A 16,377-nucleotide genomic window follows, 5' to 3' on the forward strand; every position below is an offset into this window, starting at 1 on the left:
GGATCATTGTGCATCACCTGTCACTGCCTCCAGCATGGCCAGCGCCTGCCGGTACTCCTGCAGGCGTGCGAAGTCCTGCGGCTGCGGGTTGGGGATGCGCGAGAGATCCATGTTGTCGAGGATGTCGGCGCGCTTGACGGCCCTGGCGATGGGATGGCGCGCCGCGCGCTGCGTGGCCGACAGCCGCGACTCGTGCGCCGGTCGGGTGAGGATCTGCACTGCCTCGACCACCTCTGCCGGAATGCCCGCCTGCAGGAGGTCGTCGGCGGTCAGTGCGGTCTGCTCCAGCGTGTCGTGCAATACGGCGGCCATGCGCTGGGCGGCGCTGGCCGGTCTGGCCAGGGAGCACATGACGCGCAACGGGTGCAGGATGTAGGGCGAGCCGTCGTCGTCACACTGGCCGGCGTGCGCATGCACGGCCAGCACGATGGCGCGCTCAAGTGGGCTGAGGGCGGGGCCGGAAGATTCGGGTGTGTCCATGCCGGTACGCGGACCTCGCTGTCACGCATCGGGCAAATGGTGGCGCGCATCCTCAAGGCGCTCGTCGTGCAGGCGCCGGGCGCGCTGGATCCACTGGAACAGCTCCCGATAGGCCTTGCCCTTGCGTGGTGCCAGCCCTTGCGCGACCTCGGCCGCGCTGGGTGTGGTGGCGGCATCGCGGCGCGCCTGGCGAATCAGGCTGCGCAGCTGCTGCACATCGGCCTCGGGGTATTGCTGCAGCCAGTCGGTCAGCGCGGCATCATCGGCAATGAGCCGGTCGCGCCACTGCTCGTTGAGATGCAGCTGCTGCGCCTGCTCGGCGCTGCCACTGCGCTGAATGTCCAGTGCGGTGCGGATGGCCTGCACGGCTTCGTCGTCGAGCTTGCGCATCAGCTTGCCGACGTACTGCATCTGCCGCCTGCGGCCCTCGAAGTCCGTGATGCGGCGTGCTTCGGCCAATGCCTCGGTCAGGCTCTCGGGCAGTTCCAGCTTGCCATACAGGTCGCCGCGCAGGCTCAGCAACGCCTCGCCCAGGGCCTGCAGGGCCTCGCTCTCACGCTTCTTGTCGGCGCGGCTGGTGTCCCGACCCTTGATTTCGGCCTTGAATTGGAGGTCTTCTTCGCTGCCGGTGGTGACGAACTGGCCGCGCACGTAGTAGCCGCGGGAGGATTTTCTGGACATCGGTGTCGTGATCTGCGTTGGGGGCGCCTGCGCATGCACAGGTTCTCGAGCGCCGCCTGGCAGCGCGTGACTGGGCAAGTATCATACCGGCCACCATGAAAAAATCTTCTCCCAAGCAGGCCAGGGCGGCGCAGCGGGGCGCCGCGCCGGCCCACGCCTTTGCATTTTCCCGCGCGCAGTTTCAACAGCTTTGCCATCAGGCCATCGGTCACGCCAGGCGGTTGGGCGCCACCGATGCCGCGGTGGAGGTCTCCGAGGGCAGCGGTCTGTCGGTCAGCGTGCGTATGGGCGAGCTGGAGACGGTCGAGCGCAACCGCGACAAGTCGCTGGGTGTGACAGTGTTCTGCGGTCAGCGCCGTGGCAATGCTAGCACCTCGGATTTTTCCGAGGCAGCGATTGCCCGCGCCGTGCAGGCCGCGTATGACATTGCGCGCTTCACGGCCGAGGATCCGCACGCGGGCCTGGCCGATGCGGCGGACATTGCGCCGCCTGGTACGCACCTGGATCTGGACCTCTACCATCCCTGGGCCATTGACAGTGAAGGCGCTGCCGAGCTGGCGCTGCGCGCCGAGCGCGCGGCGCTGCAGACCAGCCGCCAGATCACCAACAGCGAGGGCGCGAGCGTCTCGGCGCAGCACAGCCATTTCTACGCAGTGCACACCAATGGCTTCGAGGGCGGCTATGCGAGCTCGCGCCACAGCCTGTCGGTGGCGCCCATCGCGGGCAAGGGCGATGGCATGCAACGTGACTACTGGTACACCTCCATGCGCGATGCCCAGCGGCTGGCCGCGCCGGAAATCGTCGGACGCTATGCCGCCGAGCGGGCTTTGGCGCGCCTGGGCAGTCGCCGCATTGGCACGCGCCAGTGCCCGGTGCTGTTCGAATCACCACTGGCAGCGGGGCTGCTCGGCTCTTTTACGCATGCCATCAGTGGCGGCGCACTGTATCGCCAGAGCAGCTTTTTGCAGGATGCGCTGGGCCAGCAGGTCTTTGCGCCGCACATTGAGATCGAGGAAAACCCGTTTCTGCTCGGTGGCAAGGGCAGTGCGCCGTTTGATGATGAAGGCGTTCGCGTGGCGCCGCGCAAGCTGGTGCGCGATGGTCGGCTGGAGGGCTATCTGCTGTCGAGCTACACGGCGCGCAAACTCGGCATGCGCACGACGGGCAATGCCGGCGGCTCGCACAATCTGACGCTGTTTTCCAAGCACACGCAGTCGCGCGACGACCTGCCGGAAATGCTGCGCAAGCTCGGCACCGGTCTGTTTGTGATTGAGCTGATGGGGCAAGGCGTCAACGGCGTGACCGGTGACTATTCGCGCGGCGCGGCAGGCTTCTGGGTCGAGGGCGGCGAGATCGCCTATCCGGTCGAGGAAATCACCATTGCCGGCAATCTCAAGGAAATGTTCCAGGGCATCGTCGCCGTGGGTGCCGACGCCTATACCTATGGCGCCAAGACGACCGGTTCGATCCTGATCGATCGCATGACTGTCGCAGGGGGGTAGTGCGGTGCCGGGCAGTTTTGATGCAGTGATGCCGCCTAGGGCGGTGCGCCATGGCTGAGCAGGCCGAGCCGGCAGTGCCAGCCACGCAGGCGGCGCCGTGGACGTGGGATCTGCTGCTTTTGCTGACGCTGCCGCCGCTGTTCTGGGCCGGCAACTTCATTGTCGGACGCGCCATGCGCGGCGTGGTGCCGCCGGTGACCCTGTCGTTTCTGCGCTGGGCGATTGCGCTGGTATTGCTGCTGCCGTTTGCCTGGCCCGCGCTGCGCCGGGACTGGCGCCAGTACTGGGCCAATCGCTGGCGGGTGCTGGGCGTTTCGATCGTGGGCGTGGCGGCGTTCAATACGCTGGTCTACACCGGTCTGCAGACTACTACTGCCACCAACGGCATCTTGCTCAATGCCTTTATCCCAATTCTCATCGTTTTGCTGGGTGCGCTGTTTTACCGCCAGCCGATCGGTCTGCTGCAGGTGCTCGGCATGGCAGTGTCATTTGCCGGTGTGCTGACCATCATTACCCATGGCCAGTGGCAGCGTCTGGCAGGTCTGGCGTTTGGCAGCGGCGACGTGATTGTCTTTTCCGCCATGGTGTGCTGGGCGGTGTACACCTTGTGGCTGCGCGCCATTCCAGCGGAGATTGATCGGCTGGGGCTGCTGGCCGTGCAGATGGCACTGGCGCTGCTGGTGCTGGCCCCGCTCTATGCGTGGGAATGGGCGGGCGGAGCACGGGTGGTGTGGACGTGGCCTTCGCTGGCTGCGCTGCTGTATGTCGGCATCTTCCCGTCCGTGCTGGCCTACCTGTTCTACAACTGGGGCGTGGCGCGTGCGGGTGCGGCCCGCGCCGGCCTGTTCATCCATCTCATGCCGCTGTTTGGCGCGCTGCTGTCCGTGTTGGTGCTGGGCGAGCGGCTGCATGGCTATCACGCAGTGGGCATGGCGGCAATCCTGGGCGGCATCATGCTGTCGACACGGCGCATGTCAAGGCGGTGAGCCTGGCTCACGCAGGTTGGTCTGCCGCCGGCGGATGGTGGCGCATCAACCCCTCCTGCGCCACAGAGGCGACCAGTTCGCCCTGCTGGTTGTACAGCGCGCCACGGCAGAAGCCGCGGGCGTTGCTGGCCGAGGGCGAGTCCATGTCGTAGAGCAGCCATTCGTCGCAGCGAAACGGGCGGTGAAACCACATGGCATGGTCGAGGCTGACGGTCTTCAGGCCGGGCTGGCGAAAGTACAGCCCGTGTGGACGCAGCGCGACGCCGAGCAGGCTGAAATCGGAGATGTAGGCCAACAACGCCTGATGCACCAGCGGATCGGCCGGCACGGGCGCGCAGGTGCGCAGCCAGATCTGGTTGGTGGGCGGCAGCGGGCCATCGGTTTCGGTGCGGCGGGGATCGACAAAGGCGATCTCGAAGGGTTTGGCCAGCTCGAATCCAAGTGGTGCCGGACCAGACAGTGCGGTGGGTTCCGGCACTGTCGGCATGGGATGCTGGTGGCTGTAGCCCGGCTCCTCCCGCTGAAAGGACGCGGACATGTGAAAGATGGCGCGGCCATGCTGGATGGCCGTGACGCGGCGCGAGGTAAAGGCGTGGCCGTCGCGTACCGCATCGACTTCGTAGACGATTGGCGCATTCTTGTCGCCAGGCAGCAGAAAGTAGCCGTGCAGGGAGTGCAGGCGATGTGTCTTGACGGTGCGGGCGGCCGCTACCAGGGCCTGGCCCAGTACCTGGCCGCCGAACACGGCCGGCGAGCCGATGTCACTGCTGGTGCCGCGAAACAGGCGCTCTTCCAGGCGTTCCAGCTGCAGCTGGGCCAGCAGACTATGCAGAGCGGCCAGCCGAACCGGGCTGGGTGGAGTGGCGGCTTGGTGAGAATGTGTGGGAAGTGTCATAACTCAGGGGCTGTTCGGAACGGCTCAAGCGGGCATGGCGGCTCAGCGCTGACGCAGCGGGGCAGACGGTCATTATCGTCAGGTGCGCGCCGGAGCGTGCAGGCCGCGCACCGGCGCAGGGATGTAGGGCAGTGCGGTCCAGGGTTTTTTCCAAATCTGTATCGTGCGAGACTCTTGAAATGTGGCCGCGTGCACCCATGATCGGCAGCACAGCGCTCCGATTTGCGTGCTGGCATGGATGCGGCGGCGCAGACGGTCCGTTCGCAGGCTGATACCACGTCCCACTAGGCAGAAGAGAAGGAATTTCCCCGATGCAACGAATCTTGCTTTTTGTCGCTACCAACTTTGCAGTGCTGGTGGTGCTTGGCCTGGTCACCAGCCTGCTGGGCATCGATCCGCAGAGCCAGGCCGGTCTGCTGATTTTGGCACTGGTGATGGGCTTTGGCGGCTCCATCATCTCGCTGCTGCTGTCCAAGACCATGGCGATCCGCGGCATGGGCGTGCAGCTGATCAATCAGCCGCGCAACGCCGACGAGGCTTGGATCGTCGAGACCGTGCGCAAGTTCGCCGACAAGGCCGGCATCGAAATGCCCGATGTGGGCATCTACGAAGGGCCGGCCAACGCCTTTGCCACGGGCGCCTTCAAGAATTCCGCGCTGGTAGCGGTTTCCACGGGGCTGCTGCAGAGCATGACGCACGAGGAGATCGAGGCCGTCATTGGCCATGAAGTGGCGCACATCGCCAATGGCGACATGGTGACGATGACGCTGATCCAGGGTGTGATGAACACCTTCGTGATCTACATCTCGCGCGTGATCGGCTCGATCGTCGACAGCTTCCTCAACCGCGGCTCGGACCAGTCCGGCCCGGGCGTGGGCTACTTCATCACCGTGGTGGTGATGGACATTCTGCTGGGCTTTCTGGCTGCCATCATCGTGGCGTGGTTCAGCCGCCAGCGGGAGTTCCGCGCCGATGCTGGGGCTGCACGGATGATGGGCCAGCCGGTGTCGATGCAAAAGGCGCTGGCGCGGCTGGGCGGCATCAGCACCGAGGAGTTGCCCAAGAACATGGCGTCGATGGGCATTTTCGGCAAGATGGGGCACCTGTTCAGTACCCACCCGCCGCTGGAGGAGCGCATCGCCGCGCTGCAGCAGCTGGGCCAGCGTTAAAAGCCATTGCCTACACGCCGCCGCGCGCCCCAGCGCCGGCGGCGTTGTGCTGTCTGCATGGGGCGCATTGATTGTCGAAGCGCCCCGCCCGCAGATGGCGGCCGCACGAGCGGGGCGCCAATGGTGTGCGCAGTTGGGGTGTATCGCGTGACGTTTCGGGTGCACATACCTACAATCGCCAACGTTCCCCCTTTCCCATTCCGCCGCAGCCATGCATGTGCTGCGCGCGTCAGCAACCCCGCATCGCAAAAAGCTCCCCATGCCAGAAGACAAGTCCCAGGAATCGATCGACAAACGTGCCCAGCTGCGTGAGGCCGCGCTGGAGTACCACGAGTTTCCGACGCCCGGCAAGATTTCCGTTACCCCCACCAAGCAGTTGGTCAACCAGTACGAGCTGTCGCTGGCGTACTCGCCTGGCGTGGCCGTGCCCTGCGAGGAAATCCAGCGTGAGCCAGCGCTGGCTGCGCGCTACACCAGTCGCGCCAACCTGGTGGGCGTGATCAGCAACGGCACGGCCGTGCTGGGGCTGGGCGACATCGGCGCGCTGGCTTCCAAGCCCGTCATGGAGGGCAAGGCCGTGTTGTTCAAGAAGTTCTCGGGCATCGACGTCTTCGACATCGAGGTCGACGAGAAGGATCCGGCCAAGCTGGTGGAGATCATCGCCGCGCTTGAGCCCACGTTTGGCGGCATCAACCTGGAGGACATCAAGGCGCCCGAGTGCTTCTACATCGAGCGCGAACTGCGCAAGCGCATGAAGATTCCGGTGTTCCACGATGACCAGCACGGCACGGCCATCGTCGTGGGTGCAGCGGTCATTGGCGGGCTGAAGGTGGTGGGCAAGAGGATCGAGGATGTCAAGCTGGTGACCTCCGGTGCCGGCGCCGCGGCGCTGGCCTGCCTGAGCCTGCTGCTCAAGCTCGGGCTCAAGCGTGAGAACATCTGGGTGACCGACATCAAGGGCGTGGTGTACCAGGGCCGCACCGAGCTGATGGACGATATCAAGGCTGGCTACGCGCAGCCGACCGACAAGCGCACGCTGGCCGAGGTCATTGAAGGCGCGGACGTGTTCATGGGCCTTTCCGCCGGTGGCGTGCTCAAGCCGGAGATGGTTGCACGCATGGCCGACAAGCCGCTGATTCTCGCGCTGGCCAATCCCACCCCCGAGATCACGCCCGAGGAAGTCAAGGCCGTGCGCAGTGACGCGGTCATCGCCACCGGTCGCAGCGACTATCCCAACCAGGTCAACAACGTCCTGTGCTTTCCCTACCTGTTTCGCGGCGCGCTCGACTGTGGTGCAACGGCCATCACCGACGAGATGGAAGTGGCTGCGGTGCACGCCATTGCGCAGCTGGCGCAGGCCGAGCAGAGCGAGGAGGTGGCGCGCGCCTACGTGGGCGAGAAACTCACCTTCGGGCCGGAATACCTGATTCCCAAGCCGTTCGACCCGCGCCTGATGATCAAGGTCGCGCCGGCAGTGGCCAAGGCGGCCGAGGTCAGTGGCGTGGCCTCGCGCCCGATTCTGGACATGGCTGCCTACATCGAGAAGCTGCAGAACTTCGTCTATACCTCCGGCACGATCATGAAGCCAATCATCCTGGCGGCCAAGTCCACGCCGATAGGAAGAAAGCGCATTGCCTACAGCGAGGGAGAAGAAGAGCGCGTGCTGCGCGCGGCGCAGATCGTGGTCGACGAAGGCATTGCCCGCCCGACGCTGATCGGGCGCCCGGCCATCATTGCGCAGCGCATCCAGAAGTTCGGCCTGCGTCTGCAGGAGGGCCAGGACTACGACGTTGTCAACACCGAGCAGGACGATCGCTACCAGGACTTCTGGAAAACCTACCACCGCATGACCGAGCGCAAGGGCATTACGATCCCGATCGCCAAGATCGAGATGCGCCGCCGTCTTTCGCTGATCGGTGCGATGCTGCTGCACAAGGAATATGTCGATGGCCTGATCACCGGCACCTGGGGCAGCTATAACCACCACCTCAACTACATCGACCAGGTCATCGGCAAGAAGCCCGGGGCACGCACCTACGCGGCAATGAATGGGCTGATCCTGCCGGGCCGGCAGGTTTTCCTGGTTGACACACACGTCAACTACGACCCGAGTGCCGAGCAGCTGGCCGAAATCACCGTCGCTGCTGCCGAGGAGATGCAGCGCTTTGGCATCACGCCCAAGGTGGCGCTGCTGTCGCATTCCAGTTTCGGAGCCAGCCTGCAGCCCAGCGCAGCCAAGATGCGCGAAACGCTGCAGCTGCTGCACGAGCGTGCGCCGTGGCTGGAAATCGACGGCGAAATGCACGGTGATCTGGCCCTGGACGGCGCGGCGCGCAAGGCCGTCATGCCCAACACCACGCTGGAGGGCAACGCCAATCTGCTGGTATTGCCCAACATCGACGCGGCCAACATCGCCTACAACCTGCTGAAGGTCGCTGCGGGCCAGAACATCGCCATCGGTCCGGTTCTGCTCGGGGTAGCCAAGGCGGTACACATCCTCACGCCCAGCACCACGGTGCGACGCATCGTCAACATGACGGCACTGGCCGTGGCGGATGCCAACTCCCGCAACAACGGGGCCTGATCGCGCGCCTTCGCTACCATGAGTATTCTCGAGCGTCGCAATCGACGCGGCGGGCGCCGCCAGACCGACCATTGGCTGCGGCGGCTGACCGCCGGCGGCGGGCTGACCGCGGCAGTGGTGGCTGCGGTGCTGACGTGGCAGGCGCCATGGCAGCACGAGGCACCACCGACGCCGGAGGCGCCCACGTGGCAGGGCGAGGCACCAGCGAATGCGGCTGTGGCCCCCAGCGGGAGCGCCACCATCGCCTGGCAGCAGCTGCCGCCAGAGGCGCACACCACTTATGGGCTGATTCGCCAGGGCGGGCCATTCCCCTACGACAGGGATGGCAGCACCTTCTTCAACCGCGAGCGCCTGCTGCCGGCGCAGCCCAGGGGGTACTATCGCGAGTACACGGTGCGCACGCCCGGCGTCCCGCACCGTGGCGCACGGCGCATTGTCTGTGGCGGTCGGCAGCCGCGCGAGCCCGAGGCCTGTTATTACACGGCCGATCACTACAACAGCTTCGCGCTGATCATTGCGCCCTAGCTGCTGCCGTCGCATCAGCAAAGGAAGCAGGAACAGGCTGCTGCGGTGAGATCGCCGTGCGTTGTTGGCTGACAGGCGCGGGCTGCGGCGCTGGGGATAATCACTCGCACGGACGCCGGACAGGGGCGCTGTGCCCGTGCCGTTGCCGCGCTGTACACCGGCGTGCGCACTGTGCCATGGAGTGCCATCCAGCAGTTCGCACCACGCTATGCGCAGTCTGGGGTTATCGGCCTGGTGCGGCGTTTTCTCGCACACAATGGAAGGATTCCCTTTTGCGCGGACCGGCAGATGGCATGCCACCCAGTACCGTTACCTTGATCATGAGAGCCCACGACGATTCCTCCGAGCCACCGCTGAATGCTTCCGCTGCCGAACCGCCGGCAGAGGTGGTGGAACTGGCCGAGCGCATTGCGCGCACCGTCAGGCCGAACATGGTGCAGTCCATCCGGGCCTTTCAGCCCGCGGATCTGCAGCAAGTTGCTGACTACTGGGGACAGCACTTTCTCTATGCCAACCTGGAGGAGGCCACCACCAAGCAGCGCATCCTGGAGGAAATTGGCCGGCAGTTCCTGCTGCCCGGCTACTTTGGCCGCAATCTGGATGCGCTCTACGACTGCCTGACCGATACGCTCTCAGGCGTGGGCCGCCAGCCCGGATTCATCGTCGTACTCGAACACATTCCCATCAGCGTCAAGTTCGACAAGGAGATGCGTGAGCAGTTGCTTGACGTGTTCCGTGACGCAGCCGACTTCTGGGCCGAGCGGAACGTGCCGTTTCGCGGTTTTTACTCGTTTTTCTGAGGCGCTGCCGGTCTGAACCAGCGCAGGAACGTCCACAGCTGCGCGCGGGCCAGGAAGTAATAGGCGCCGGTCTCGAAGATTTCTTCCACCACCTGGCCGTTGCGCAGCCAGCCGCTTGCATCGTGCTGTGCGCCCTCGGCGTAGGTGGCGGCCAAACCATAGAGCAGGCAGGCCAGCATCATCCCCCATGGCAGCAGGGCCCGGCGGTGCCAGGCGTAGCGCAGCAGCTGCCGTGGCTGCGCCCAAGCCAAGCACAGCGCTGCCATCGCCAGTGTCAGCCCCGCCACATACGGCACCAGTGGGCGATAGACCAGCGCGCGCGAGCTGTAAAAGGGGCCACTGACCGCGTCGAAGCTCAGGGGGGCTGCCAGCACCACGCCCCATGACAGCTCGCGCCCCAGCAGCAGCAGCCACAGCAGTGCCGCGGCCCACCAGACGTGGCGCTGCGCGTGCCGGCGTCGCAGCAGTGCCATGCCCATGCTGCCCAGCGCTGCGCAGAGCAGCAGGAAGTTCTGGGCCATTTCCACCGGACCATTCTCCCACCCTGCGTGGACCGGCAGGCGCGTGCCGATCAGGTAGAGGATCGGCGCCAGCACCAACGCGGTGGCAAGCTGGATGCCCTGCAGCGCCGCAGCCAGGCGACGCTGTGCAGGCGCAACGCTTTCATGCAGATTCCAGGTTGCCAGTGTCGCCAAGTAAGTCTCCTGAAGGGCTGTGCGCGTGAGGGACAGGGGCAGCGCGGGTGCGCGCCATTTTATGTCGCCAGCTGCGATCGCCGAGCCGTTGCCGGCGCGCACAGACGGTTGCGCACTGTTGCGCCCCTACAACTCCGAAAAAACCAATGGGTATTCGTCATTTGAAACAATAGCACCCAGTGCGCAATCCAGGGAAGGTGCTGTGCGCGTCCCAATCCAAGGAGTCGAACGATGACAATGACGATGAACAAGCTGGCCTCGATTTTTGCGGCCATCATGATGGTGTTTCTGATGGGGGTTCATATCGACGCCGAGGCGCGTCGCATGGGCGGTGGCGGTTCGGTGGGGCGCCAGTCCAGCCATGTGACGCAGCAGCGTCAGGCGCAGCCGCCTGCCAGCCAGCAGCGCAACACGGCCACCAACACGCCGGCGCGCAACCCGATGATGGGCATGCTTGGCATGATGGCTGCCGGCTTCGGTCTGGCATGGCTGGCCAGTGCGCTGGGCTTTGGCGAGGAGTTCGGCACCGTCATGCTGATGATCCTGCTGGGCATGATCGCGCTGGCGGTGATCGGTTACTTCATGCGCTCGCGCAGCCGCACGGCGGTGCAGGGCGCCGGTGCATTCGGTGGCCAGGGAGCCAACCCGTTCGCAGGCGGCGGCCAGCACACCCAGCGCAGCGCGCAACCCTACAACCCCCGCAATGTGGGCAACGACGCATCGGCCCGGCCGTTCGAGCAGGGCGGCTCCATGATCGGCGCGGCACTGGGAGGCGGCGCGTCCGCACTGTCGGGCTCACAGAGCTGGGGCGTGCCGCAGGGGTTTGACACGGCCGGCTTCATCGAGGCCGCCAAGCGCAACTTCGTCAGCCTGCAGAAGGCCTGGGACGACAAGGACCTGATCTCGCTGCGCGCGATGATGACGGACGAGATGCTGGAGGAAATTCGCCAGCAGCTGGCCGAGCGCGACGCGGCCAACGGCGGCAAGCCCAACCATACCGAAGTCATCACGCTGGATGCCCGGCTGCTGGGCATTGAGGAGTTGCCGGATGTCTACATGGCCAGCGTCGAATTCTCCGGCATGATCCGCGAGGATGAAGCTGCAGGCCCGCAGCCGTTCCGCGAGGTGTGGAACATGACCAAGCCGCGCGACGGCGCTTCCGGCTGGGTGGTTGCCGGCATCCAGGCGCTGCAGTGAGCGAGGGCGCAGCGCAGGCCCGATTTGCATTTGCGCTGCGCACCTACAGGCGGGTTGGCCATCGCGGGCTGACCGGCGGGCGAAATTCAACGACAATGGGGACTATGGCAATACAGTCCCCATTCTCATTTCTGAACAATCTGGCCGGCAGCCTGGGCAAGGGCATTGCGCTGCCGCCCTGGCTGGTGCAGGAGGTGCAGCGGCGCTTCGTGCTCACGGTCAATCATGTGCTGCAGCAGGAGCCCGAGGCGCAGGACCGGCTGGCGACGCAGGCGGGCAAATCGGTGTATGTCAGCTGGCGCCAGTTCAACGGTCAGGTGCGCATCACTCCGGCGGGCCTGCTGGATCTCGACGATGTCAGCGGTGCCAGTGACCTGCTGCTGGAAGTGGCCGAGCCGTCCGTGACCAAGCTGGTACGCAGTGCGGTCGAAGGCACGCGCCCGCCCATCCGCATCGCCGGTGATGTGGAACTTGCCAGCCAGCTCAACTGGGTGATCGACAACGTGCGCTGGGATCTGGAAGATGATCTGGCGCGCATCATCGGTGACGTGCCTGCCCACAAGCTCACCCAGGTTGGTCGCCGGATTGCCGAGGCGCTGCGCACCTTCGTGCAAGGCGCGATGACTACCGTCGGTGGGCTGGTGCAGCGTCGCCGTGACGCGCAGGCCGAGCCTGAAAGCGAACAGGCGCCAGCGGCCACTGCCGGGACTTCGCCGCAGCCGGCCGCGACCGCTGCGCATGCTGCGCCGGAGGCGGACATGCCTCCGGGCCAGCCGGGTCAGCCCTGAATGCATTGACACACACGCACTCGGCGATGAAGAAATTCCTGCGCGGCTGGGCCATTCTCTGGGTGGTGTTTCGCTATGGCCTGGATGAGTTGGTGCTGACGCAGTTTCGCAGCCGCCCCGTTGCGCTGCTGGCACGTACCTTGTCGATCGGGCGTGATCTGTCGGCGCCGCGCGGCCAGCGCCTGCGTGAGGCGCTGGAGCAGCTGGGGCCGATCTTCGTCAAGTTCGGCCAGGTGCTGTCCACGCGCCGTGATTTGCTGCCTCCGGACATTGCCGACGAGTTGGCGCGCTTGCAGGACCGTGTGCCGCCTTTCGACAGCGCGGTGGCGGTCGCCATCATCGAGAAGGCTTTTGACGGGCAGCCCATCGAGACCATTTTCACGACCTTCGAGCGCACCCCGGTGGCCAGTGCATCGATTGCACAGGTGCATTTTGCGACGCTGACCGACAAGTACGGCCAGCACCATGAGGTGGCGGTCAAGGTGCTGCGCCCGGGCATGCTGAAGGTGATCGAGAAGGATCTCGATCTGATGCACATGCTGGCGGGCTGGCTGGAGAAGGTGTCGGCCGAAGGCAAGCGGCTCAAGCCGCGCCAGGTGGTGGCCGAGTTCGACACCTATCTGCACGATGAGCTTGACCTGATGCGCGAGGCCGCCAATGCGGCGCAGCTGCGCCGCAACATGGCCGGGCTGGATTTGGTGCTGATTCCGGAAGTGTTCTGGGATTACTGCCGCACCGAGGTCATGGTGATGCAGCGCATGAAGGGCGTGCCCATCAGCCAGATGGAGACACTGTGCGCGCGCGGGGTGGACATGGCGCAGCTGGCGCGCGATGGCGTGACGATTTTCTTCACCCAGGTGTTTCGTGACGGTTTTTTCCATGGCGACATGCACCCGGGCAACATCCAGGTGAGCCTGGAGCCGCAGACCTTCGGGCGCTTCATCTCGCTGGACTTCGGCATCGTCGGCACGTTGACCGATTTCGACAAGGAATACCTGGCGCAGAACTTCACCGCCTTTTTCCGCCGTGATTACAAGCGCATTGCCGAGCTGCACATCGAAAGCGGCTGGGTGCCAGCGGACACACGCGTGGCAGAACTTGAGGCCGCCGTGCGTACCGTCTGCGAGCCCTACTTCGACCGGCCGCTCAAGGAGATTTCCCTGGGCATGGTGCTGATGCGGCTGTTCCAGATCTCGCGGCGCTTTCAGGTGGAGATCCAGCCACAGCTGGTGCTGTTGCAGAAGACGCTGCTGAACATCGAAGGCCTGGGGCGTCAGCTTGATCCGGACATGGATCTGTGGAGCACGGCCAAGCCGTTTCTCGAAAAGTGGATGACCGAGCAGGTCGGCCCCAAGCGCTTCCTGCAGGAGTTGCGCAACGAGGCGCCACGCTATGCGCAGATCTTTCCGGCGCTGCCGCGGCTGCTGCATGGCTTTCTGCAGCAGCAGGGGCTGGGCCAGCGCGAGGAACTGCAGCGCCTTCTGGAGGAACAAAGGCGCACCAACCGCCTGCTTGGCGCGTTGCTGCCCCTGTTGCTGGGCTTTCTGCTGGGCGTGCTGCTGATGCAACTGTACATGCGCTGGTAGGCAGCGCCGGCTGGCGGCCATAGCGGCAAGGGGCACCATCCTGGTGCGAAGCCGCTCCTGCGCGGAAGGTCATGCGTTGGCAATTGGTGATTTCTCCAGATTTTCTGCGCCCTATTGGCCTCGTAAGGCCTTGTGCTATGGATAATCGGCGCACTTTGCTCGTATCCCCCATTTCCCGGAGGTTTGGCTTATGCAATCGCGTTTGACACAAGGTGCCCGCGCAATTTCCATCGCTTGGATGCTGGCAGTTGGTTCGATCCTGCCGACGGCGGCGCATGCCGAGACGGCCGAGCCGCCGGTCCTCAATATCTACAACTGGGGCGATTACATCGCCGAGGATACGATTGCCAATTTCGAGAAGGAAACCGGCATCAAGGTGCGCTACGACCTGTTCGACAGCAACGAGTCGCTGCACGCCAAGCTGGTGGCGGGCATGTCCGGCTATGACATCGTCGTGCCGGGCTCGCACTTTGCCAAGCTGCAGATCCAGGGTGGACTGCTGCAAAAGCTCGACAAATCCAAGATTCCGAACCTCCAGCACCTCGATCCGGCCATCCAGGCGCAGCTGGCCAAGGTCGATCCTGGCAACGAATATCTGGTCGACTGGCTCTGGGGTTACACCACCGTCGGCATCAACGTCGACCAGGTTCAGCAGGCGCTTGGCGACATGCCCATGCCCGAGAATGCCTGGGATCTGGTGTTCGATCCTGCCTATGCGTCCAAGCTGCAAAGCTGTGGCATCTCCTACCTGGATACCGCTTCGGAGATCATCCCGATTGCGCTCAAGTACATCGGCAAGGACCCGCGCAGCACCGATGCGGCCGACTATGCCGAGGTGGCCAAGATGCTCAAGGCCGTGCGGCCTTACATCACGCGTTTTGCTGGTTCCGGTTCCGACTACATCGACCAGATGGCGCGTGGCCAGCTGTGCGCGGTGATCGGCTGGTCCGGGGACATCATGATTGCCAAGGACAACTCGGCGCAAACGCCCAACCCGCAAAATCTCGAGGTGCTGCTGCCCAAGATGGGGGGGCTGCTGTTTTTCGACACCATGGCCATCCCCGCCGACGCCAAGCACGTCGACAATGCCCACAAGTGGATCAACTACATCCTGCGTCCGGAAGTCAGCGCATCGCTGACCAACGCGGTGTTTTATGCGAATCCCAACAAGGCCTCGCTGCCCTACGTCAAGCCCGAGCTGGCCAATGACAAGGCGGTCTTTCCGGACGCCGAGGCACTGGCGAACATGATCGCACCCGATACGCCAGACCAGGCCACGCTGCGCCTGATCACGCGCACCTTCACCAACTTCAAGGCCAACCGCTGACGTTGCGCACCCACCGACATACGGCGATGAGCGCTCCTGCATTTCTGAAAGTCGAGGCGATCACCAAGCACTTTGGGGATTTCACCGCCGTCAACCAGGTTGATCTGGAGGTCGCCCAGGGCGAGATCTTCGCGCTGCTGGGTTCCTCGGGCTCTGGCAAAAGCACCCTGCTGCGCATGCTGGCCGGCTTTGAGCAGCCCAGCTCGGGCAAGGTGCTGCTGGGGGGGCGCGACCTGACCGATGCCGCGCCCTACGAGCGGCCGGTGAACATGATGTTCCAGAGCTACGCGCTGTTTCCGCACCTGAGCGTATGGGACAACATTGCGTTCGGCCTGCGGCGCGAGGGACTGCCGCGCGGCGAAGTGGCCGAACGCGTGGAGGCCATGCTCAAGCTCGTGCAGCTGCAGCCGCTGGCCAGGCGCAAGCCCCACCAGCTCTCGGGCGGCCAGCAGCAGCGCGTGGCGCTGGCACGCAGCCTGGCCAAGCGGCCGCAGCTGCTGCTGCTCGACGAGCCGCTGGGCGCGCTGGACAAGAAGCTGCGCGAGCAGACCCAGATCGAGCTGGTCAACATCATCCGCCAGATCGGTGTGACCTGCGTGCTGGTCACCCACGACCAGGAAGAGGCGATGATGATGGCCTCGCGCATCGCGGTGATGAGCCAGGGCGCCTTGCTGCAGGTGGGGCCGCCGGCGCAGGTGTACGAAAACCCGGGCTCGCGCTTCGTGGCCGATTTCGTTGGCAACGTCAACCTGATGGAAGGGCGCCTGGCGCTAGGTTCCTGCGGCCGCTGGGAAGTTCATTGTGCGGACATGGTGCACGTGCTGGCGCAGCCCCCGCAGGCGCAGGTGGGTGCGCAGGTGACGGTGGCGGTGCGCCCGGAGAAGATCGATCTGGACCGCCAGCCGTTCAATCCCGACCAAGGCAACCAGGTGCAGGGCGTGGTCAGCGCGTACTCCTACTTCGGCGACAGCACGATGTTCCATCTGCGCCTGCCCAGCGGCGCGAGCATGAAGGTCAGTGTGGAGAACGACGAGCGCCACGGTCAGATCGACTACGCCATCGGCGATACGGTGCGTGCCGTCTGGCCCGCCGGTGTACAGATCGTGCTGACGCAATGATGCGGTCCGCACCGCTTGGAGCCAATGCCATGATGCAGATGCGC

The 16,377-nt window shown here is 64.8% G+C and carries 15 protein-coding genes; 11 read left to right on the top strand and 4 right to left on the bottom strand.

Annotated features, from left to right (window positions below):
- Nucleotides 1-3 precede the first annotated feature (3 nt).
- Nucleotides 4-480 carry an HD domain-containing protein gene (locus AAV94_RS01540; protein ID WP_046740538.1) on the bottom strand — a complete coding sequence of 159 codons (477 nt, stop codon included), beginning with the start codon at nt 478-480 and terminating at the stop codon, nt 4-6.
- Nucleotides 481-501: 21 nt separating this feature from the next.
- Nucleotides 502-1,161 (bottom strand): ribosome biogenesis factor YjgA, encoded by a 660-nt coding sequence (yjgA, locus tag AAV94_RS01545; protein WP_046740539.1) that lies wholly within the window; start codon nt 1,159-1,161, stop codon nt 502-504.
- A 95-nt stretch (nt 1,162-1,256) separates the two neighbouring features.
- Here yjgA and pmbA point away from each other — a divergent pair, with 95 nt between their 5' ends.
- Nucleotides 1,257-2,663, top strand: coding sequence for a metalloprotease PmbA (gene pmbA, locus AAV94_RS01550; protein ID WP_046740651.1), 1,407 nt, complete (start codon nt 1,257-1,259; stop codon nt 2,661-2,663).
- Nucleotides 2,664-2,713: 50 nt separating this feature from the next.
- Nucleotides 2,714-3,649, top strand: a complete 936-nt coding sequence (locus AAV94_RS01555; protein ID WP_084824663.1) for a DMT family transporter — start codon at nt 2,714-2,716, stop codon at nt 3,647-3,649.
- Between the two features lie 7 nt (nt 3,650-3,656).
- On the opposite strand, the gene AAV94_RS01560 is transcribed toward AAV94_RS01555, so the two are convergent.
- Nucleotides 3,657-4,544: an acyl-CoA thioesterase gene (locus tag AAV94_RS01560; protein ID WP_046740540.1), complete on the bottom strand. Its 888-nt coding sequence runs from the start codon at nt 4,542-4,544 to the stop codon at nt 3,657-3,659.
- Nucleotides 4,545-4,855: 311 nt separating this feature from the next.
- Here AAV94_RS01560 and htpX point away from each other — a divergent pair, with 311 nt between their 5' ends.
- The 4 genes from htpX to AAV94_RS01580 all read left to right on the top strand — a co-directional run bounded on the left by htpX (nt 4,856) and on the right by AAV94_RS01580 (nt 9,622).
- Entirely contained in the window at nt 4,856-5,713 is an 858-nt protein-coding gene (gene htpX, locus AAV94_RS01565) for a protease HtpX (protein ID WP_046740541.1), read from the top strand.
- 259 nt (nt 5,714-5,972) lie between these two features.
- Complete coding sequence (locus AAV94_RS01570; protein ID WP_046740653.1) at nt 5,973-8,297, top strand: NADP-dependent malic enzyme; 2,325 nt, start codon at nt 5,973-5,975, stop codon at nt 8,295-8,297.
- Between the two features lie 18 nt (nt 8,298-8,315).
- Complete coding sequence (locus AAV94_RS14530) at nt 8,316-8,822, top strand: ribonuclease domain-containing protein (RefSeq protein WP_084824664.1); 507 nt, start codon at nt 8,316-8,318, stop codon at nt 8,820-8,822.
- A 320-nt stretch (nt 8,823-9,142) separates the two neighbouring features.
- Nucleotides 9,143-9,622 carry a barstar family protein gene (locus AAV94_RS01580; RefSeq protein ID WP_084824680.1) on the top strand — a complete coding sequence of 160 codons (480 nt, stop codon included), beginning with the start codon at nt 9,143-9,145 and terminating at the stop codon, nt 9,620-9,622.
- Here the strand turns inward: AAV94_RS01580 and AAV94_RS14325 are convergent.
- Nucleotides 9,607-10,317 (bottom strand): hypothetical protein, encoded by a 711-nt coding sequence (locus tag AAV94_RS14325; RefSeq protein ID WP_156167895.1) that lies wholly within the window; start codon nt 10,315-10,317, stop codon nt 9,607-9,609. The genes AAV94_RS01580 and AAV94_RS14325 overlap by 16 nt on opposite strands.
- A gap of 231 nt (nt 10,318-10,548) precedes the next feature.
- Here AAV94_RS14325 and AAV94_RS01590 point away from each other — a divergent pair, with 231 nt between their 5' ends.
- The 5 genes from AAV94_RS01590 to AAV94_RS01610 all read left to right on the top strand — a co-directional run bounded on the left by AAV94_RS01590 (nt 10,549) and on the right by AAV94_RS01610 (nt 16,333).
- Nucleotides 10,549-11,514, top strand: coding sequence for a Tim44 domain-containing protein (locus AAV94_RS01590; protein WP_407927298.1), 966 nt, complete (start codon nt 10,549-10,551; stop codon nt 11,512-11,514).
- Nucleotides 11,515-11,618: 104 nt separating this feature from the next.
- Nucleotides 11,619-12,302, top strand: coding sequence for a hypothetical protein (locus AAV94_RS01595; protein WP_197407983.1), 684 nt, complete (start codon nt 11,619-11,621; stop codon nt 12,300-12,302).
- Between the two features lie 26 nt (nt 12,303-12,328).
- Nucleotides 12,329-13,888, top strand: coding sequence for a ubiquinone biosynthesis regulatory protein kinase UbiB (gene ubiB / locus AAV94_RS01600; RefSeq protein WP_046740542.1), 1,560 nt, complete (start codon nt 12,329-12,331; stop codon nt 13,886-13,888).
- Between the two features lie 238 nt (nt 13,889-14,126).
- Nucleotides 14,127-15,215, top strand: coding sequence for a polyamine ABC transporter substrate-binding protein (locus AAV94_RS01605; RefSeq protein ID WP_046740659.1), 1,089 nt, complete (start codon nt 14,127-14,129; stop codon nt 15,213-15,215).
- Nucleotides 15,216-15,241: 26 nt separating this feature from the next.
- Nucleotides 15,242-16,333 (top strand): ABC transporter ATP-binding protein, encoded by a 1,092-nt coding sequence (locus AAV94_RS01610; RefSeq protein ID WP_046740543.1) that lies wholly within the window; start codon nt 15,242-15,244, stop codon nt 16,331-16,333.
- Nucleotides 16,334-16,377 lie beyond the last annotated feature (44 nt).

The organism is Lampropedia cohaerens (assembly GCF_001005215.1).
Lineage (GTDB): Bacteria > Pseudomonadota > Gammaproteobacteria > Burkholderiales > Burkholderiaceae_C > Lampropedia > Lampropedia cohaerens.